A 19,025-nucleotide genomic window follows, 5' to 3' on the forward strand; every position below is an offset into this window, starting at 1 on the left:
GAAACTTGGCCCCGTCGGGCCGGGGGCGGCGCGGGCTATCTCGATTTGGACGCCGCACTATCCCGACCGGGGGGCAACCCGATGCCGAAGCCCTTGAGACCCCGCGGTCTCTCGCCTGCATCCCCAAGCCAACCCCGGCGGCACCGCAAGCGCATCCTGGTGCCTGGGAAGGATCGATGCGAGAAGGGCCGGGATCCACTGCCGGCCGACTTGTTGGCGATGCCCGGTCTCGACTGGGCGGCGGTTTGCCGCTCGACGACCATCCGAAACCCTGGCCGGCGCCACGCGTTGGCGTCGTCAGTCGGTCTTGCTCGATCCCAACGCAGAGCTAAGCTTGTGTATTTCTTTTCTTAGAACATCTTCTTTGAGAATTCTTTGTCTTTCTGAAAGCTCTTGTTCCAATATGAGTAATATAGAGGACAGAAGCATTGGAAAATACTGCATACAGGTCTCATCCGATAACTCGTGAACACCTTTGCTGAGAATTCCATATATAGTCTTATTTTCATATAGAAACCTTGGCAAGGTATCTCGCAATGCCTCGATTCGCTGTGGAATATCTAGTCGCTCAATGTCGGCATCAAATGTTCCATTTTCTCTCGCTAATTTTGCATGATTATTAAGAAGATGCTCGATTATTCTTCTAAGATACACAACAGCTCCAATGCCATGATCATGCGTCGCTAAGGTCATGGCTGACTCCAGCTCGCGAATGCCACCATCGTATATAACCTTGCTGTATTTTCTCAGGCCTCCCCTGGATATTGAGACCATCGAGGGATACTGGCCAATCTTGATTAATTTTCCTTTCTGAACTGTAAACCAATATCTCATCTTATGCGCATGATTTCTGGCACAATACAATTCTATATTAATAGTATTTCCTTCAATGATTTTAATGGTCTGTTTCGCTACTGCGACGGTCACTACGCCACTCCCTGCGCCGCCGCCATTTGAAGCTAGGGAGTCCCTCCGGAAGGTAGAATCCTTCCCACATTCAGTACAGTGGCAGTCAATGACAATACTTCCGAAAACCAGTTGTTCAAATATGGGCTCGCCGGTATCTCCTAATTCTATAGGAGAGTAGAATGGAGTTGTTACTAGCAACTCGGTGACGTTGGAGGCCAATGCGCTTCTCCTGTTTTTCTAAAAATGCGTTCGCTATAGCGATATTCTGACGGTCGGATAGCCCCTGGAGCGCGGACGAGTGGCAGGGCGGTAAATTCGTATCTCTGACCCAAGAGTATCAAAGCACCCAGTCAAATGGTACTCACGGGTCACTGGACGGAGTCGCCGGGGTGCGCGCGTGTCAGGAGACCACCGCAGGGCGCAGCGGCACGATATTGCCGCCGACGATCTGCATCACCCGCTTGGCCCAGAGGTGCAGAGCCTCGGACCGCTCGCTGTAATATTCGTACAGATTGTAGACCGCGGCGACGCCGCTGATCTCGCCATCGGTGTGGTTCAAGATCTTGTCCGAGATGTGCGGTGGCACCTTCAGCCGGGCCATGCCGTGGGTGATGGTGCGCCGGAAGTCGTGCAAGACCCAGCGCGGCAGATCCGCGCCCTCGGCACCCTCCTCCACAAGGATCTTGCGGATCAGCGCGGCCAACTCCCGACGCTTCCCAGACCAGCCGGTCAACGGCCTGGAGCCGAGGCTGGAGAACACGTAGACGCTCGCCTTGCCAGCCTTGTCGGTCCTGCGCGGCAAGGCCCGCAGCAGGGCCACGGCCTCTGGCGCCAGATGGACGAGATGCGGCTTCTCGTTCTTCGACCGGGCTGGCGGGATGGTCCACAGCGGATCGTCGCCGTCGAGGTCGAGTTCCGACCATTCCATGGCCGAGACCTCCTCGCGGCGCTGGCCGGTCAAGGCGATCATCTGCACCGCCTTGCCGTAGGGATAGCCCAGCCGCTCCGAGGCCCGCCAAATCAAGCGGATCTCGTTGTCGGTGTGATGCCGGTCGCGCTTCACCTTGGGCGATGGCAGGGGCACCCGCTGGGCCGGCGAGGTGGCGATCAGGTCGTGCTCCTCGGCCCAATTCAGTAGGTGCTGGCCGGCGGCGATGGTCCGGTTCGCCTGGGCCGGGGCGTTCCGCTTCATCAGCCGGTCGCCGACCTTGAGCAGATCGCTCTTGCGGATCTCGGCCAGCATGGTCGTCGCCCCCCATTCCGGCACGACGTCCTTCTCGATCACCCGCGCGATCTCGCCGCCAGAGCGCAGATGCGACAGGTGCTTGGTCTTGAAGCGGCTATAGGCCCAGGCGACCGAGCCCTCGACCAGATGCGCCCGGCCGGTGTCCTTGGCGGCGGCGCGTGCCTTCTCGCGCTTGGCCTGCTCGGCCTTCGCCTGAGCCATCCGGTCGGCCTGTGGGTCCTCGCCCGCGGCCACCAGCCCGAGCAGGCGGCGGGCCTCCCGGCGTGCGGTCACGACCGTCCAGGGCGAGCCGAACTTGCCGATGGTGTAGCGCCGCGACGGCGCGCCGCGGCCATGGCCGGCTCTGTATTGCACGACGAAGCTGCGCACGCCGGCCGGCGTGATCCGGCAGCCGAAGCCCTTCACGTCCTCATCCCAGAGGAACAGGTCCTGGTCGCCCGGCTTGGTGTCGTCGATCAGGGTCTTGGTCAGGGTCGGCATCGTCGTACCCTTGTGTGCTTACGTGCGCCAGGATACCGTCGCTGCGTAAGCACAGCAAGGATAAGCACCAGTTATCTCCCACAACCTCCCGCAACATGGCGGCTCTGGTTATGTGATTGAATCAGGTTAGGAAACAGGCGCTCCGATGGCTCTACCTAGACTTCCCACAACGTCCCACAACAGGGCAAAAACGGCCTTCCCGCCTTTCCCCGAGGAGAGGGAAACAGAACGCGCTGCTCCGATACCTCTCCCTCGGGGAGAGGTCGAAATCGTGCAGCGATTTCGGGTGAGGGGGTGGCTCCGGCCCATCCGGCCAGCCTCGCCAGCCGGTCACCCGGTGTCGGGTTTGTCCGCCCAGTCGAGATCGGAATAGGGCTCGAGGCCGAGCGATCGGCAAAGGCGTTCGGCGACCCGCATCGGCGGTTCGGCGTCGAGCAGTGCCGGGATATCGGGCTCCTGCAGCCGGGCCTCGATCCCGGCCTTCAGCGCGGGGATCTCGTCGCGATCCACGTAGCGGAGCGGCTGCTTCATCAGGTCGACCAGCCGGGCCTAGCGCCGCTCCTTGGTTTCGGCCACGGTGCCGGTCAGCGGTGGCGGATGGGGCGGGTCCGACCAGTCCGAGGCCCGGCGGCGCCATTCGTCGGAGAGCTCGAGGCTGCAGGCCAGGCCGGCGATGACCGAGCCGACCGCCCGGTCCTCGATCCGGTCCTCCTCGTCGTCGTAGAGCGCGTCGAGCCGCTCTTGCAGATCGTCGGTGCGCTCTTCGGCCTTGTCGTGCTCCTCGGGCGCCAGGTCCGGGTCCCAGATCAGGGCGTGGAGGGCCGAGGTGACATGGTTGCGCTGGCGGGCGCGGCGGGCCTTTCGGTCGGCCTTGTCGCCGGCGCAGAGGTCGGCGGCGGCGCGGCTGCGCAGGGCGAGGGAGCGCTGCACCGAGCGGGAGAACCGGCCGAAGGCCATCCCGGCCTCCTGCGCCTCGGCCGGGCCGCCTCCACCGCGGCCTCGTCGGCCTTCGGCTGGGCGGCGCGGGCCTGGGCAGCGACGGCACGGACGCCTTCGGCCTCGGCCAGCTGCATGGCGATCTCGGCCAGGCGCGTGAGCATCTGGACCTGCTGCAGCGCGAGGCCGCGGCAATAGGCCTGGACGTCGAGATCCTCTGGCGCCTTCTCCATGGAACGTATCATGAACAACACGGGAGCGCCGGCGCAATGAACATTGCGTTTACAACTCGTCCTGGGGCCGGTGCGGGCGGCGCCATCCTGGATCGCCGCCCCCGGATCGAGTCCGAGGAGCGCGCTTCGCGACGACAAGGAAGGTTGTGGGACTCTCTATGGCCGGGCGTGCGTTTGGCACGGCGGAGCAAGTGCTTTGGCAAACGCCCGACCGCCTTCTAAGCGCGGAAAGCGGTCAGAACCAAGATTGATCTATAAATGCGCCGTGGTGGGAAGGAGCCCACCTGCGAGAATGGAGCGCGCGATGGGGGACGTGGCCACGTACGCCTATGAAACCAAAGTGGTGATCCATCCCTGGACGGAACTGATCCACGGAGGATTTATCTTCCAGGAGCCCGTCGTCGTTGTCGATGCATCCGATTGTGAAAGCATAGGTCGCACGATCATGGGCGCGTCGGCGCTGTCGCTGACCGGCTCGTCCCACCCAACCGATTGGAAGAGCCTCACAGCTCCCCTGTTGAAAGCCACTGCTTCAAAGTCGTGGAGGCAGTTCGCACAGAAGTCCAAATACGTCCATATTGCAACTACCGCGGGACGACTGACGCTAGAACCACACCTCCGGGCCCAAGACGGATCTTTTGCGCTCCTCCCAAGTGCTGCATTCGAGGGGGCATCAGATTCAAATCGGCTGGTCGCGGCGGCCCTCAACAAGGCCTTCGCTCTTTGTGTCTGAGTAAGCCGAACCGTCCGGAAGGGGTCGGAAGCTGCCATGTGGAATGGGTCGTTCCGGAGGAGCAATCAGGGTTTCCAATCGCAGCGCTTCGATACGTCTTCGAGCACCCGATCAACACCCGCGATGTTGAACGATGCTGCAATTTCGTTGTCGCCGTGGGGGACTGTCGAAACCAGGAGTCGTTCTCCTCGCCTCAAGGCTCTCGCGGTTGCCGATGGATCCAGAGCGAACGTCGCCTCATAATTCGAAGACATAGTCCAGTCGGTGGCGACAGCCTGGTAGCTGTCAACCCGAAAGGTCAAACGGGTCCTATGATCGATTCCGCCGCTGGTGACAAACCTCCGCCAATTTACATAAATCTCCGGGACTACATTCTTGCAGGCAATCGTGAAGACCGGAACGACGGCGCCACTGATTTGGCCAGGCACTTTGCCTTCGGCAGAAACAGTCCAATACGAGTTCTCGAAATCCGTCATGCCGTCCTTCTCGATTTCGTGCTTCCACCGATCTTCCGAAGGAGCTGCCGTCTTCGCTCCCGGGAGCTCAGTTCTCACGAGAAGGTCGTAGCAAGCTAGTCTGGCGCGATCATCATCGGTATCGGCGCAAACTTTCAGTCCGTCTTCGATTTTGCCGGCAATCGCTGCGGACGATACTCCGTTACCGCCAGAGCCGTGACGACAAATCTCTTCATTCGAATGACGCCTCTATAAGATTAGGTCGCAATGTACCTCGTATTTCTGCAGCACCGTCAACCCTGACGGCTGCGCCTGGCGTCAGGAAGGTCTGCCCTGAAGGGGATGAACTGGCTATTCGGCTGGCTTGAGCTTCCACTTCGGGTCGATTGCTGCGCACCGCGGGACGGCCGCATCAATCATCCCGCCTTTTGGCCTACGTCTCCGGGATCACCAGCGGGCCGCAATTGTCGTCGGCAACGAAGACGGCGAGGATCTGCGCCGGCTCGGTGGCGCTGGCGTTCTCGGCGAAGAGGTGCAGCGCCCCCGGCGGCTCGAACCAGGTGGTGCCCGGCCCAAAGGTCTGCGGCGGGCCGCCGGCGAGCTGCGACCGCACCGCGCCCCTGATCACGAAGGCGGTGACCGAGCCGGGGTGGCGGTGCGCCGGGGTGTAGGCGCCGGGCGGGAAGTCGACCGTGGCGGTGGTGATCGACGTGCCAGGCGAGTTCGGCAGCGCCTCGCAGGACAGCGGCTTGACCAGCGTCGCCGGCCGGGCGCCCGGCGCCGCGCCGGCATCGGCCTGGGCGTGGACATGGGCCGGCATCAGCGGTGCGGCGGGACCATCGGCCGGCCGGGTCCCCCACAGCGCCGCGAGCGCGACCAGGGCCGCGCCGCCGGTCCCCAGGAGCATCAGCCGCATCGGCTGCGGGCCGGGATGCAAAGCGGACATGATCGTTCCCCTCAGCCCGGAAGCCGGAACCCGGCGTCCCAGCCGAGCTCGCGCACCGCCTTCTCGACCAGGGCCGGGCCGCCCGGCTCGGCGATGTTGAAGATGCCGCGCCGGCCGCGGTCGACCGCCAGCAGCGCCGCCTGCGCCGCGGCGTCGACATGCACCGACCCCGGCGCCGGCGGCGCATCGAAGCCGGTGCCCGGGCCGTAGAATTGGCCGTAGCGCAGCACGACGCCCTCGAACGGCGGCGTGTGCAGCACCTGCGTCTCCAGCGCCACCACGCCGTCGATGCTGACCCGCCGGCTGCCGTCGGCCGGCCGGTCGAGCGGGTGGTCCTCGGCATAGGGTGGCGTGCCCGGCCGGTAGGCCCAGGCGATGCTCTGGGCGATCAGCCGGCGGGCGCCCACTTCGCGCACGGCCGCGACCAGGTTGCGCGTGCCCTCGCTGCGGATCCGGGCGTTGCGCGGCCCGGCCTCGGCCATGCGCGCGGGGTCGAGGCCGGGCGGCAGGTCGGTCAGCTGGTGGATCACCACCTCCGGCCGCGCCGCCGCGACGGCGCGGAGCAGGGCCCAGGCGTCGAACACGTCGACCACCACGGGCTGGGCGCCGAGCCGGCGCAGCGCCTCGGCCTTGGCCGGGTCGCGGGTGGTGCCGAAGACCTGGTGCCCGGCCTGGCACAGCAGCGGCACCAGGCGGCGGCCGACGGCGCCGCCGGCGCCGGCGAGAAAGATCCTGGACGGCATCGGGTCCTCCTATCGTCTCGGGCCAGCGGCAGGCCGAAGCGCAGCGCGGTCGCGAGCAGGCCGCAGCGATAGTAGAAGCGGTGGCCCGGCACATTGGCCAGCGGCGTGTCGAGGAGGCCGTGATCCGGCGCTGGCTCGCTGCGGTGGCGGCGGAGGGCGGCGAGGTGGAACAGGAATAGGAGACCCGGCAGACTCGGGGCCACTCCGCAGCCGAGGACGCAGCCATGCCGAGTTCCGCCCATGATGAGACGTATCTTCGCCACGCCCTCGCAGTAGCGCGGCGCGCTCGCGAGAAGGGCAACCATCCCTTCGGCGCCGTCCTGGTCGGCCCGGCCGGAGAGGTCCTGCTGGAAGGTGAGAACACGATCGTCACCGGCCGCGACCTGACCGGTCATGCCGAGCGCAACCTGCTGACCCTGGCATCCGGCCGGTTCGAGCCGGAGCTGCTGCGCCGCTGTACCCTCTACGCCAGCACCGAGCCATGCTCGATGTGCGCCGCGGCGGCGCGGATCGTGAAGGTCGGCCGGATCGTCTACGGGCTGTCGCAGGCCGGGCTCTATGCCCTGACGCCGAGGCGGGCCGACGGCAGCCGTGGCAGGGACATACCGTGCCGCGACGTGGTGGCCATCGCGTTGCGGACCATCGAGGTCGTCGGGCCGCTGCTCGAGGACGAGGCCCGCGCCGTCCACGCCGGCTTCTGGTGATACCGCCGGACCGGAGCGGCTCAGGAGGGCACCGCGGCGACTGAAGGGTGCAACTGCGGCCGATAGCCGGCGGCGAGGACGGCGACGCTGGGCAGCGGGGTCAGCAGGCCGACCCGACCGGAGGGCCGCGGTCTGGATTCAGCATAGCCTGACGAAGTCCAGCGGCGCAGCCCGCCGCCCAGCACCAGCCAGGCGCCGCCGGGATCGTCGGGCAGCGCCACCATCGCCCCGTCCGGCAGATCGGCCGCAGGATGGAGCACCACGCGCTGCCGGCGAGTGGCGGGGTCGATCCGGGCGGCCTGCAGCACCCGGTCCATGGCGTCGGCCAGCGGCGGCGCGGCCAGCCCGTGGGCCCGGGCCCAGGCGGCGCGCCAGGCATTATAGGCCTCGCGCCGGCATTCGGCGCAGGGGCGGTGGCCGGCGGCGATCGCCACCGCCTCGTCCAGGAAGAACAGATGGGTCCAGCGGTCCGGCTGCATCACCGGCCGCCACCAGCCCTTGAACGCCAGCCGGCAGCAGATCCAGCGGGTGGTCGACCACGGCCGGCGGATGCGGCCCTCGGCATCGTGGATCACGCCGCGATTGCCCAGCATGGTGCCGCGGGCGGGGTCGGCGACGATCTCGCCGAAGGGCGTGACGCGGTTGCGATGGGCCATTGCGGCATCATGGCATGGCCGCCATGCCCCGTCCGCGGATTGTGACTATACCGACCAGTCGGTATAGTCGCCGTCATGAGCACACCCGACACCAAGACCCGGATCCTGGCCGCCGCCGAGCAGGTGGTGCTGGAGCGCGGCGTTCCGGCCCTGACGCTGGACGCGGTCGCCGAGGCGGCCGGCCTGAGCAAGGGCGGGCTGATCTACCATTTCGAGAGCAAGGAGGCGCTGATCCGCGCCATGATCGCGCGGATCGGCGCCTGCATGCAGGAGCGCATGGACCGGCTGGGCGCCGCGGACGGCAAGCCGGGCACCTGGACCCGCGCCTATCTCGGCGCCGCCTTCCCGCCGCCGGGGACCCCGGACGACCGCGACGCGACGCGGGAGGCGGCGCTGATCGCCGCCCTGGGCTACGACCCGGCGCTGATGGCCCCCTATGCCAAGCAATATGCCGGCTGGGTCGAGCAGCAGCGGGCGGACGGGATCGACCCGGTCCTGGCCGCCATCGTCCGGCTGGCGGCGGACGGGCTGTGGCTGAACGAGGTGTTCGGCATCCGCGCCGTCGACCCGGCGGACCGGGCGGCGGTGCTGCAGCGCCTGGACGCGATGACGCGGCCGGGCGCCTGACCTTCAATCCAAGGAGTTGCTGTCATGGCTTGGGTGATCCTGATCATCGCCGGGGTGTTCGAGATCGGCTGGGCGATCGGCCTGAAATACACCGAGGGCTTCTCGCGCCTGTGGCCCAGCGTGGCGACCGCGGCGGCGATGATCGTCAGCCTGGTGCTGCTGGGCCTGGCGCTGAAGACGCTGCCGATCGGCACCGCTTATGCGGTCTGGACCGGTGTCGGCGCGGTCGGCACCGCGATCCTCGGCATCTACCTGTTCGGCGAATCGGCCGATGTCGCCCGGCTGGCCTGCATCGGCCTGATCGTCGCCGGGATCATCGGGCTGAAGCTCGTCACCCCGCATTGAGGGCCCGTCCCATGGCCTGGATCCTGCTGCTCGCCGCGATCGGCTTCGAGGTCGCCGGCACCGTCTGCATGAAGCTCTCCGACGGGTTCCGCAACCCGCTGCCCTCGGTGCTGATCTTCGTGTTCTACGGCGCCGCCTTCGGCTTTCTGACGCTGACCCTGAAGCGGATGGAGCTGAGCCTGGCCTATGCCATCTGGGCCGGGATCGGCACCGCGCTGACCGTGGCCATCGGCGTGCTGTGGTTCCAGGAGGCGCTGACCGTGCTGAAGCTGGCGTCGGTCGCGCTGGTGATCGCCGGCATCGTCGGGATGAACCTGGGCGGCGCCCACTGACGAGAGGCTGGACCTGCGCACCCGCCTGGGCTCAACTGGCGCCGTTTCAGCCAGGCCAGGGTTGCCCGCATGCAGGAGATGTCCATCGCCGGCCGCCGGATCGGCCCCGACCACCCGCCCTATGTGATCTGCGAGCTGTCGGGCAACCACAATGGCGAGCTGGCCCGGGCGCTGCGGATGATGGAGGCCGCCAAGGCCACCGGCGCCGACGCGGTCAAGCTGCAGACCTACACCGCCGACACCATCACCCTGGACCATGACGGCGACCAGTTCCGGATCAAGGGCGGGCTGTGGGACGGAAGGCGCCTGTACGACCTGTACCAGGAGGCCTCGACCCCTTGGGACTGGCACGGGGCGCTGTTCGCCAAGGGGCGCGAGCTGGGCATCACCGTCTTCTCCACCCCGTTCGACAAGACCGCGGTCGACCTGCTGGAGGGGCTGGGCGCCCCGGCCTACAAGGTGGCGTCCTTCGAGGTGGTGGACCTGCAGCTGGTCGAATACATCGCCAGCAAGAAGAAGCCGATGATCATCTCCACCGGCCTGGCCAATCTCGGCGAGATCCAGGACGTGATCAACACCGCGCGCAAGGGCGGCGCCGACGGCCTCGTGGTGCTGCACTGCATCAGCGCCTATCCGGCGCCGATGGAGGACGCCAATCTGCGCACCATCCCGAACCTGGCCGAGACCTTCGGCGTGATCAGCGGCTTGTCCGACCACACCATGGGCACGGCCGCCTCGGTCACCGCCGTGGCGCTGGGCGGGTCGGTGATCGAGAAGCACTTCACTTTGGCCCGCGCCGATGGCGGTCCGGACTCGGCCTTCTCGCTGGAGCCGGCGGAGTTCACCCGGCTGGTCGAGGACTGCAAGGCGGCCTGGGCCGCGCTGGGCAACATCCGCTACGACCTGAAGGGGTCGGAGGCCGGCAACATCGTCTATCGCCGGTCGCTCTACGTCACCCGCGACGTCAAGGCCGGCGAGACGCTGACCGAGGCCAATGTCCGGTCGATCCGCCCGGGCTACGGCCTGGCGCCGAAGCACCTGCCGGAGGTGCTGGGCCGCCGCGCCAGCCGCGACCTCGCCCGCGGCGAGCCGCTGGCCTGGGCGATGGTGGAGTAAGGCAGAAGCGCATGTCCGTCGTCGCGGTGCTCGATGTCGGCAAGACCAATCTGAAGCTGCTCGCGGCATCGCCGGAGGGCGCGGTGCTGGAGGCGGTGCGCACCCGCAACCTGTCGCGGCCGGGCCCGCCCTATCTGCATGTCGACCTGGCGGCGATGGAGGCCTGGCTGCTGGGCGCGCTGGGCGAGCTGGCCCGGCGCCACCGCCTGGCCGCCTTCGTCGCCACCGGCTACGGCACCAGCGGCGTGCTGGTCGACGAGACCGGCCCGGTGCTGCCGATGATGGATTACGAGGCGGCAGCGCCGGCCTGGCTGGACGCGGCCTATGCCGCCGAGGGGCCGGACTTCGCCGAGACCGGCTGCCTGGTCGACCCCGGGGCGCACCGCCTGGCCAAGCAGTTGCTGTGGCTGGAGCGCGACTTCCCGGACGGCTTCGCCCGCGCCCGCTGGCTGCTGACCCTGCCGCAATACTTCGCCTGGCGCCTGGGCGGCGTGCCGGCCAGCGAGATCACCACCCTGGCCGCCCAGACCCAGCTGTGGAACCCGGCGGCGGGCGACTTCGCCGGCATCGTCCGGCGCCGCGGCTGGGACCGGCTGATCCCGCCGCGCCGCAACGCCTGGGACGTGCTGGGCATGATCCGGCCGGGCCTGTCCGCGGCGCACGGGCTGCCGCCCGACCTGGCCCTGCTGTGCGGCGTGCATGACAGCAACGCCAACTACCACCGCTTCCTGGCCGCCGGGCTGGGCGACGTGCCGCTGCTGTCGACCGGCACCTGGATCATCGGCTTCCGCCCCGGGCTGCCGCTGGACCGGCTGGATTCGCGCCGCGGCATGGTCGCCAATGTCGATGTCGACGGCCGGCCGATCGGCTGCACCCTGCATATGGGCGGCCGGGAGTGGGAGCGGATCGCCGGCCCGAGCCCCGCCGAGGCCACGCCCGCCGACCTCGCCGCCCTGATCGCTTCCGGCACGATGGCGCTGCCCAGCTTCGCCGAGGGCGACGGGCTGTTCCCCGGCCGGGCCGGGCGCGGCGAGATCATCGGCCCGGCGCCGTCCGGGCCGGCCGGACGGGCCGCGCTGGCGACGCTGTACACCGCGCTGAGCTGCGCCACCGCGCTCGACCTGCTGCAGGCGCGCGGCCGGGTGATCGTCGACGGCGGCGTCGCCGCCAACCCGGTCTTCGCGCCGCTGCTGGCGGCGCTGCGGCCGGGCGACCGGGTCGAGACCTCGGCCGAATCGGACGGCAGCGCCATCGGCGCGGCGCTGCTGTGGGCCCGCCATCTGGGCCGGGCCGCCGCCCGGATGCCGCTGCTTCCGGCCGCGCCGCTGGCCCTGCCCGGCCTCGCCGCCTATGCCGAGCGCTGGCGGGCACTGGCTGGCGCGCCGGGCGTCGCGGCGCTATAGATCGGACGTATCCGCAGCCCACCAACCAAGCCTCGAGGAAGCACCATGTCCGCCCTGAACCATCTCGCCCTGCGGCAAGGCATCATCGACATCTGCCGCGAGATGAACGCCAGCGGGCTGAACCAGGGCACCTCCGGCAACGTGTCGCACCGGATCGAGGGCGGCATGCTGGTCACCCCGACCAGCCTGCCCTATGCCGAGATGCAGCCCGAGGACATCGTCGAGATGGCCTTCGACGCCAGCTATGAGGGCCGGCGCATGCCGTCCTCCGAATGGCGCTTCCACCGCGACATCCTCAAAAATCGCACCGACGCCAACGTCGTGCTGCACACCCATTCGGTGTTCTCGACCACGCTGGCGGTGCATGAGAAGGGCATCCCCTGCTTCCACTACATGGTGGCGGTGGCCGGCGGCATCGACATCCGCTGCTCGCCCTATGCCTGCTTCGGCACGCAGGAGCTGTCGGACCACGCGCTGACCGCGCTGGAGGGCCGCACCGCCTGCCTGCTGGGCCATCACGGGCTGATCGTGCTGGCGGAGAATTTCGCCCGGGCGATGTGGCGGGCGATCGAGGTCGAGGTGCTGGCCAAGATGTATGTCCATGCCCTGGCGATCGGCGAGCCGCCGCGGCTGACCGAGGCCGAGATGGCGCAGGTGATCGAGCAGATGCGGCGCATGAGCTATGGCCAGGCGCCGGACCTCGACACTGTCGGCGACACGCCGCGGCCGCGCAGCGCTGCGTAAGGCCGCATCAAACGCGCTAGTTCCTGCCGCATTTGCGGAACATCCTCCTGCCTCTGACCCTTATCTCGGTTCCGCATCCGCGACCGCGAGACTGGAGGAAATCATGCGTTCCATCCGCCTGCCCCTGGCCGTTGCCGCCCTCCTGCTGGCCGGCCCGGCCTTCGCCCAGAACGACATGCAGGACCTGCTGGGCCAGGCCGGCAAGGCGCTCGACCAGGCCGGCCGCCGCGTGCAGCAAGGCTATGAGGACACCGCCAAGGCGATCGACCAGGCGATCGCCAACCCGGAGGACCCGGCAAATGGCTCGCTGGCGACCCGGCTGATCCGGTCCGACGTGCTCGATTCGGCGCAGCGCCCGATCGGCGAGGTCGCCGATTTCGTGATCGCGCCGAACGGCCAGGTGCTGCTGGCGATCATCCGCATCGGCGGCACGCTGGGCGTCGGCGGCCGGCTGGTCGCGGCCGATTACGCCCTGCTCGAGCCGGTGCTGCTGAAGGGCCACCCGGCCTTCGTCTACAAGGGCGACCTCGGCGCACTGCCTGACTACAAGGTCGCCACCGGCGGCTGACCCTGCGGGCCCCGGCCACACCGCCGGCGCCCCTTCCCCATGACGGCCGTGACAATTTAGAGATTCCCTAAAGGGAGCCGGCCGCCTAGCTTGCGCATCATCCTTCCGGATGCCGGCGACGGTTCCGGCGTGGACGATCGGAGCGCCCCGGCCCCTGCCGGCAGGCGCGTCGTTGCATGGAAGCGCGCGGGCGGAACGATGCTGGACGTCCTGCTGATCCCGGTCCTGGTCCTGGCGGTGCTCGGGTGCCTCTATCTCGGCGCCGCGATCCTGCTGATCGGCCGGCACGCCAAGCGGCGCGTCCCGGACTCCGGCGCCTTCCCGTCGATCACCGTGATCAAGCCGCTGCACGGCATCGAGCCCGGGCTGTTCGAGAACCTGGCCTCGTTCTGCAGCCAGGACTATCCCGGCCCGGTGCAGATCCTGCTCGGTGTCGCCGACCCGCGTGACCCGGCGGTCGCGGTGGTCGAGCAGCTGCGCCGCGCCTTCCCGCAGGCGGTGCTGGAGCTGGTGGCCGATCCGCGCCGGCACGGCTCGAACCGGAAAGTGTCGAACCTGATCAACATGGCGGAGCGGATCCGCCACGAGGTCGTGGTGTTCTCCGACAGCGACGTGCGGGTGCCGGCCGACCATCTGCGCGGCATGGTGGCGGAGCTGCAGGCCCCCGGAGTCGGCTGCGTCACCTGCCTGTATCACGGGGTGCCGACCGGCGGCGTATGGTCGCGGCTGATCGGCCTGGGCATGGACACGCATTTCACCCCGAGCGTGATCGTCGGGCTGGGCCTGCGCCTGGCGCGGCCCTGCATCGGCACCACCATCGTGATGGGCCGCGACATGCTGGCCGAGATCGGCGGGCTGACCGCCTTCGCCGACCTGCTGGCCGAGGACCACGCCATCGGCGCCGCGGTCTGGGCCGCCGGCCGCAAGGTTGCGGTCTCCACCCAGCTGATCGGCCATCTCTGCAGCGAGGCCTCGGCCCGCTCGATGTGGGCGCATGAGCTGCGCTGGGCCCGCACCATCAAGAGCATCGATCCGCTCGGCTATGCCGGGTCGCTGATCACCCACCCCCTGCCGCTGGCCCTGATCGCCTGGGCCCTGGGCGGCGGATGGCCCGCCCTGGGCGTGGCCGGGCTGGCGCTGCTCGGGCGGATCGCCTTGTGCATCCGCTTCGAACGCGCCTACTCTCTGCCGCCGCGCCCCACCTGGTTGATTCCGGCGCGCGACCTGCTGGCCTTCGCGGTTTTCGTCGTGAGCTATCTCGGCTCCGGCGTGAACTGGCGGGGCCATCTGTATCAACTCGTACCAGACGGCACCTTGGTGACGGATCGAAGGCCACCCTCCCCATGACGATGAAGACGTTGTTCCTGCAGGCGCCCTCCTTCGACGGCTTCGACGGCGGTGCCGGGTCGCGCTACCAGGCCAAGCGCGAGATCAAGTCCTTCTGGTATCCGACCTGGCTGGCCCAGCCGGCGGCGCTGGTCGAGGGCTCGAAGCTGATCGACGGCCCGCCGTCGCGCACCAGCCCGGCCGCGGTCGCCGCGCAGGCCAAGGATTTCGACCTCGCCGTCCTGCACACCTCGACCCCCTCCTTCGCCTCCGACGTCAAGATGATCGAGGCGCTGAAGGCGGTGAACCCGAAGCTGAAGGCCGGCCTGGTCGGCGCCAAGGTGGCGGTCGACCCGAACGGCAGCATGGCCGGGTCGCCGCTGATCGACTTCGTCGCCCGCAACGAGTTCGACTTCACCATCAAGGAGGTCGCCGACGGCCGCGACCTGTCGAAGATCGACGGCCTGACCTATCGCAATTCCGAGGGTGTGGTGGTCCACAACCCGGAGCGCGCGATCCTCGAGAACATGGATTCGCTGCCCTTCGTCAGCCCGGTCTACCACCGCGACCTGGTGATCGAGGACTATTTCATCGGCTATCTGAAGCACCCGTATCTGTCGATCTACACCGGCCGCGGCTGCAAATCGCGCTGCACCTTCTGCCTGTGGCCGCAGACCGTGGGCGGGCACCGCTACCGCACCCGCAGCGTCGGCCATGTGATCGACGAGATCCGCTGGGCCAAGCAGACGATGCCGCAGATCCGCGAGTTCTTCTTCGACGACGACACCTTCACCGACGACCTGCCGCGGGCCGAGGCGATCGCGCGCGAACTCGGCAAGCTCGGCATCACCTGGTCGTGCAACGCCAAGGCCAATGTGCCGCGCGAGACCCTGAAGGTGCTGCGCGACAACGGCCTGCGGCTGCTGCTGGTCGGCTACGAATCCGGCAACCAGCAGATCCTGTTCAACATCAAGAAGGGCATGCGGATCGAGGTCGCCAAGCAGTTCACCAAGGACTGCCACGAGCTCGGGATCCAGATCCACGGCACCTTCATCCTGGGCCTGCCGGGCGAGACCAAGGAGACGATCCAGGAGACCATCCGCTTCGCCACCGAGATCAACCCGCACACCATCCAGGTGTCGCTGGCGGCGCCGTATCCGGGCACCTTCCTGTACAACCAGGCGGTGGAGAACGGCTGGCTGGACGCGGCCCATGCCGAGCTGGTGGACGAGCGCGGCGTGCAGATCGCGCCGCTGCACTACCCGCATCTGGGCCATGACGAGATCTTCCACTCGGTGGAGGATTTCTACCGGCGCTTCTATTTCCGCGCCCCGAAGATCGCCTCGATCGTCGGCGAGATGGTGCGCAGCCCGGAGATGATGAAGCGCCGCCTGCGCGAAGGCGTGGAGTTCTTCCGGTTCCTCAAGGAGAGGAAGGCCGCGTAAGCCGGCGGGGAAGCACCTCCGGCCCCTCCCGCGGGCGGGAGAGGCGAAACGATCCGGTGTCGTAGGTTGGGTTCGCGGCACGCGAACCCAACAGGATCGGGGGCCGCAAAGGCGGCGGGATGTTGGGTTCGCCAGCGCGAACCCAACCTACGCGGTCACCCCGTGTCCGGCGGCTTCGGCTTGCGACGGCCGGCGCCGGCCGGGCGGAGCTCGGGCGGGGCCTCGGGCGGATCGTCCTCCGACGGCAGGAAGCCCAGATGCTCCATGGCCACGTCGGCCATCTCCAGCCAGCGCTCCACATTCGGCGGGAAGTCCCAGCGCCGGCATAAGGCCGCCACCGCGACCTCGGCCCGGCTGGCCTCGATGAACTCGACGACCTCCGGCCGCTCCACCCGCTCGCACACCTCGGTGGCGTGGCGCTGGACCTCATCGGGGTCTTCGGACGATTCGTAGGTCGCCGCCAGCATTGCCAGCTTCACCCGCAGCGCGTGCCAATCCTCCTCGGCCGCCTCGCGCTTGGCCGCGGCCTTGCGCCGCTCGTCGCGCTGCCCGGCGAATTTCTCCTTCAGCAGCAGGGTCAGCCGCAGCGACCGGGCGACGACGGCGATCCGGGTGCAGTAGTCGACGCCGGGCTGCGGCGCCTCCACCGCCTCGGTGCGGGTCGCCTCCATCACCTCCATCTGGATCTCGGCCGCCCGGGCGAGCATGCGCAGATCCTGCGCCGCCCGCTCCTCGCGGGAAGCGGCCGGGGCTTCCGAAGCCGAATCGGTCTGCGCCGTGTCCATAGAACATAGCATGAACACGATCGCAGATTAATACAAGAGCACAATGTGTTAACTGACTCCGCGCGATTCCGACCCGGGCGGCGGCAGGCTGGATCGCCTCGATCCATGTTCCTGATTTGTTCTTGACACGATGGCACGTCACGCGGCATAATTCAGGCAGAGTCGAACAGTTGCGCCCGTCCGGCCCCGCCGCGGCGGGCGTTTTCGTGGGAGGCCGGGATGTACGTGGATGTGACGGGACTCAAGCTGGGCTGGGTCGACGTCGCCGGGCACACGCGACGCGGCGGTGCCAGGGCGGCGATCATCCTGGCCCGCTTCGATCGCGGCAACACCGGGACGCAGGCCCATGTCATGCTGAAGCGGCCCGAGACCCTGATCCTGTGCTTCGAGACGGTGGCCGGGTGGCGACAGCGGGGAGCGCCCCCGCCGGAGCCGATGCGCCAGCTGGCCGACGCGACCGAAGCGCGCCTGCTCTCCGACGCCATCACCGGCCGCGCCGCGGCTGGCGTGATGCGGCTGGAGCAGGCGTATCGGGACTTCCGCGACCAGGACGAGTCGCCGGAGGGCGCGCCGGCCGCCCTGCCCCCGCTCGACCTGGCGCCTGCGTTCGAACCGCTGCTGGAGCGGTCGCGCTACAAGGGCGCCTATGGCGGCCGCGGCTCCGGCAAGTCGCATGTGTTCGCCGAGCTGCTGGTGCGGCGCTGCATCGAGGCGGCGCCGGTGCGGGCGGTGTGCATCCGCGAGGTGCAAAGGTCGCTGGACCAGTCGGTCAAGCGGCTGATCGAGGACAAGATCCAGGCGCTGGGCGTCGGCGCCGCCTTCACCGTCCAGGCCGACCGCATCCTGACGCCCGGCGGCGGCCGGATCATCTTCCAGGGCATGCAGAACCACACCGCCGAGAGCATCAAGTCGCTGGAGGGCTACGACATCGCCTGGGTCGAGGAGGCGCAGGCGCTGTCGATCCGCAGCCTGGACCTGTTGCGCCCGACCCTCCGCAAGCCGGGGTCGGAGCTGTGGTTCTCGTGGAACCCGACCCGGGCGGACGACCCGGTCGACGCGCTGTTCCGCGACGGGACGCCGCCGCCCGGATCGGTGCTGGTGCAGGTGAAATATTCCGACAACCCGCATTTCCCGGAGGTGCTGCAGGTGGAGATGGAATGGGACCGGGCGCGCGACCCGGACAAGCACCAGCATGTCTGGCTGGGCGGCTATCGCACCTTCAGCGAGGCCCGGGTGTTCGAGAACTGGAAGGTGGAGGCGTTCGCGACCCCGGCCGATGCCCGCTTCCTGTTCGGCGCCGACTGGGGCTTCGCCCGCGACCCGACGGTGCTGGTGCGCTGCTTCGTGACCGGGCGGACGCTGTTCGTCGACCATGAGGCCTATCAGGTGGGCTGCGAGATCGACCGCACGCCGGCGCTGTTCGACACCGTGCCGGGGTCGCGGCGGGGCCAGATCATCGCCGACAGCGCCCGGCCGGAGACCATCAGCTACATGCAGCGCAACGGCTTCGGCAGCATCAAGGGGTCGACCAAGGGGGCGGGGTCGGTGCAGGACGGGATCGAGTTCCTGAAGGCGCACGACATCGTGGTGCATCCGCGCTGCCGCCACCTGATCGACGAGCTGGGGCTGTACAGCTATCGCACCCATCCGAAGACCGGCGTGATCCTGGCCGAGTTGGAGGACCGCGAGAACCACGCCATCGACGCCCTGCGCTATGCGGTCGAGGGCCTGCGGCGGGGCAGCTACGACACATCGATGAAGTGGGTGGGAACATGGTGACGGGTATCGCCGGAGAGGACGGGCAGTGCGCGGGTGGGACGCGGCTTTGGATGGACGGCAAGGCCGGTTCGTCCCCATTGCCGACGTTGGGGGCTTTCCGAGCTTCTCCGATCCAGACCTTTTCCGGCGACTTATCCGCACCAGAAAGCGGACCTTACGCGCTGGGCGGCAGCTCTGTTTGGCCAGCGCACCATTCGCAACCGCCTTCTTCAACCGGTTGAATGGAGAATGGGTCCAGGCGATCATGCCTAACCAAGCAGATGAGCAGGATTGACCATGGCGTGGATCATGGCTGGCTCGCCGCTGATGCCCAAGCAGGTTCCTGAGGGCACGCCGGGCAGTACGCCAGGGCCGATGCCGGGACATGTTCCCGAGTATGCCGCGTGGCTAAGAGACCGTTTGGAAATTGCGGATGGGGGCTTTCTCGGCGAGCGAGGATATGATTCAAGCTATGGATGTGGACGGAACAGAGCCGTGGCCGGATGGCCGAGATCGCAAAGAAGACCAAGCGCTA

21 protein-coding genes are annotated in these 19,025 nt (G+C 67.9%); 12 read left to right on the top strand and 9 right to left on the bottom strand.

Annotated elements, in window-relative coordinates:
* Positions 1-297 precede the first annotated feature (297 nt).
* The 4 genes from ACTOWL_RS31790 to ACTOWL_RS31805 all read right to left on the bottom strand — a co-directional run bounded on the left by ACTOWL_RS31790 (position 298) and on the right by ACTOWL_RS31805 (position 3,592).
* Positions 298-1,128: a hypothetical protein gene (locus ACTOWL_RS31790; RefSeq protein WP_441325302.1), complete on the bottom strand. Its 831-nt coding sequence runs from the start codon at positions 1,126-1,128 to the stop codon at positions 298-300.
* A 181-nt stretch (positions 1,129-1,309) separates the two neighbouring features.
* A complete protein-coding gene (locus ACTOWL_RS31795; protein WP_441325303.1) occupies positions 1,310-2,635 on the bottom strand; it encodes a tyrosine-type recombinase/integrase in 1,326 nt (441 codons plus the stop codon).
* A gap of 330 nt (positions 2,636-2,965) precedes the next feature.
* On the bottom strand, positions 2,966-3,166 hold the full coding sequence (locus ACTOWL_RS31800) for a hypothetical protein (protein WP_441325304.1): 201 nt from the start codon (positions 3,164-3,166) through the stop codon (positions 2,966-2,968).
* An 18-nt stretch (positions 3,167-3,184) separates the two neighbouring features.
* The gene (locus ACTOWL_RS31805; RefSeq protein ID WP_441325305.1) at positions 3,185-3,592 is read right to left on the bottom strand and encodes a hypothetical protein; all 408 of its coding nucleotides are present in this window, start codon (positions 3,590-3,592) and stop codon (positions 3,185-3,187) included.
* Positions 3,593-4,117: 525 nt separating this feature from the next.
* On the opposite strand from ACTOWL_RS31805, the gene ACTOWL_RS31810 reads away from it, so the two are divergent.
* Positions 4,118-4,537 carry a hypothetical protein gene (locus ACTOWL_RS31810; RefSeq protein ID WP_441325306.1) on the top strand — a complete coding sequence of 140 codons (420 nt, stop codon included), beginning with the start codon at positions 4,118-4,120 and terminating at the stop codon, positions 4,535-4,537.
* 65 nt (positions 4,538-4,602) lie between these two features.
* On the opposite strand, the gene ACTOWL_RS31815 is transcribed toward ACTOWL_RS31810, so the two are convergent.
* The 3 genes from ACTOWL_RS31815 to ACTOWL_RS31825 form a co-directional block, all read right to left on the bottom strand.
* Positions 4,603-5,013, bottom strand: coding sequence for a hypothetical protein (locus ACTOWL_RS31815; RefSeq protein WP_441325307.1), 411 nt, complete (start codon positions 5,011-5,013; stop codon positions 4,603-4,605).
* Between the two features lie 412 nt (positions 5,014-5,425).
* Positions 5,426-5,938: a cupin domain-containing protein gene (locus ACTOWL_RS31820; RefSeq protein WP_441325308.1), complete on the bottom strand. Its 513-nt coding sequence runs from the start codon at positions 5,936-5,938 to the stop codon at positions 5,426-5,428.
* Between the two features lie 11 nt (positions 5,939-5,949).
* Positions 5,950-6,681 (bottom strand): NAD-dependent epimerase/dehydratase family protein, encoded by a 732-nt coding sequence (locus ACTOWL_RS31825; protein ID WP_441325309.1) that lies wholly within the window; start codon positions 6,679-6,681, stop codon positions 5,950-5,952.
* Between the two features lie 224 nt (positions 6,682-6,905).
* On the opposite strand from ACTOWL_RS31825, the gene ACTOWL_RS31830 reads away from it, so the two are divergent.
* Complete coding sequence (locus ACTOWL_RS31830) at positions 6,906-7,385, top strand: nucleoside deaminase (RefSeq protein ID WP_441325310.1); 480 nt, start codon at positions 6,906-6,908, stop codon at positions 7,383-7,385.
* A gap of 20 nt (positions 7,386-7,405) precedes the next feature.
* Here ACTOWL_RS31830 and ACTOWL_RS31835 read toward each other — a convergent pair whose 3' ends face one another.
* A complete protein-coding gene (locus tag ACTOWL_RS31835) occupies positions 7,406-8,041 on the bottom strand; it encodes a hypothetical protein (protein ID WP_441325311.1) in 636 nt (211 codons plus the stop codon).
* 75 nt (positions 8,042-8,116) lie between these two features.
* Here ACTOWL_RS31835 and ACTOWL_RS31840 point away from each other — a divergent pair, with 75 nt between their 5' ends.
* From ACTOWL_RS31840 to hpnJ, 9 genes are all read left to right on the top strand, one after another.
* Positions 8,117-8,668 (top strand): TetR/AcrR family transcriptional regulator, encoded by a 552-nt coding sequence (locus tag ACTOWL_RS31840; RefSeq protein WP_441325312.1) that lies wholly within the window; start codon positions 8,117-8,119, stop codon positions 8,666-8,668.
* A gap of 24 nt (positions 8,669-8,692) precedes the next feature.
* Complete coding sequence (sugE, locus tag ACTOWL_RS31845; protein WP_441325313.1) at positions 8,693-9,013, top strand: quaternary ammonium compound efflux SMR transporter SugE; 321 nt, start codon at positions 8,693-8,695, stop codon at positions 9,011-9,013.
* Between the two features lie 11 nt (positions 9,014-9,024).
* On the top strand, positions 9,025-9,345 hold the full coding sequence (locus tag ACTOWL_RS31850; RefSeq protein WP_441325314.1) for a DMT family transporter: 321 nt from the start codon (positions 9,025-9,027) through the stop codon (positions 9,343-9,345).
* A gap of 69 nt (positions 9,346-9,414) precedes the next feature.
* Positions 9,415-10,461 (top strand): pseudaminic acid synthase, encoded by a 1,047-nt coding sequence (pseI, locus tag ACTOWL_RS31855; protein ID WP_441325315.1) that lies wholly within the window; start codon positions 9,415-9,417, stop codon positions 10,459-10,461.
* A gap of 11 nt (positions 10,462-10,472) precedes the next feature.
* Positions 10,473-11,864 (top strand): FGGY-family carbohydrate kinase, encoded by a 1,392-nt coding sequence (locus ACTOWL_RS31860; RefSeq protein ID WP_441325316.1) that lies wholly within the window; start codon positions 10,473-10,475, stop codon positions 11,862-11,864.
* Positions 11,865-11,909: 45 nt separating this feature from the next.
* Complete coding sequence (locus tag ACTOWL_RS31865) at positions 11,910-12,608, top strand: class II aldolase/adducin family protein (RefSeq protein ID WP_441325317.1); 699 nt, start codon at positions 11,910-11,912, stop codon at positions 12,606-12,608.
* Positions 12,609-12,711: 103 nt separating this feature from the next.
* A complete protein-coding gene (locus ACTOWL_RS31870; protein ID WP_441325318.1) occupies positions 12,712-13,176 on the top strand; it encodes a PRC-barrel domain-containing protein in 465 nt (154 codons plus the stop codon).
* Positions 13,177-13,374: 198 nt separating this feature from the next.
* Positions 13,375-14,523: a bacteriohopanetetrol glucosamine biosynthesis glycosyltransferase HpnI gene (gene hpnI, locus ACTOWL_RS31875; protein WP_441325319.1), complete on the top strand. Its 1,149-nt coding sequence runs from the start codon at positions 13,375-13,377 to the stop codon at positions 14,521-14,523.
* On the top strand, positions 14,520-15,947 hold the full coding sequence (gene hpnJ / locus ACTOWL_RS31880) for a hopanoid biosynthesis associated radical SAM protein HpnJ (protein WP_441325320.1): 1,428 nt from the start codon (positions 14,520-14,522) through the stop codon (positions 15,945-15,947). The genes hpnI and hpnJ overlap by 4 nt, the downstream gene beginning before the upstream one ends.
* Positions 15,948-16,102: 155 nt before the next feature.
* Here hpnJ and ACTOWL_RS31885 read toward each other — a convergent pair whose 3' ends face one another.
* Positions 16,103-16,744 carry a hypothetical protein gene (locus tag ACTOWL_RS31885; protein WP_441325321.1) on the bottom strand — a complete coding sequence of 214 codons (642 nt, stop codon included), beginning with the start codon at positions 16,742-16,744 and terminating at the stop codon, positions 16,103-16,105.
* 207 nt (positions 16,745-16,951) lie between these two features.
* Here ACTOWL_RS31885 and ACTOWL_RS31890 point away from each other — a divergent pair, with 207 nt between their 5' ends.
* Entirely contained in the window at positions 16,952-18,511 is a 1,560-nt protein-coding gene (locus ACTOWL_RS31890; protein ID WP_441325322.1) for a PBSX family phage terminase large subunit, read from the top strand.
* Positions 18,512-19,025 lie beyond the last annotated feature (514 nt).

Origin of the sequence: Inquilinus sp. CA228, from assembly GCF_052078665.1 — a bacterium.
GTDB lineage: Bacteria > Pseudomonadota > Alphaproteobacteria > DSM-16000 > Inquilinaceae > Inquilinus.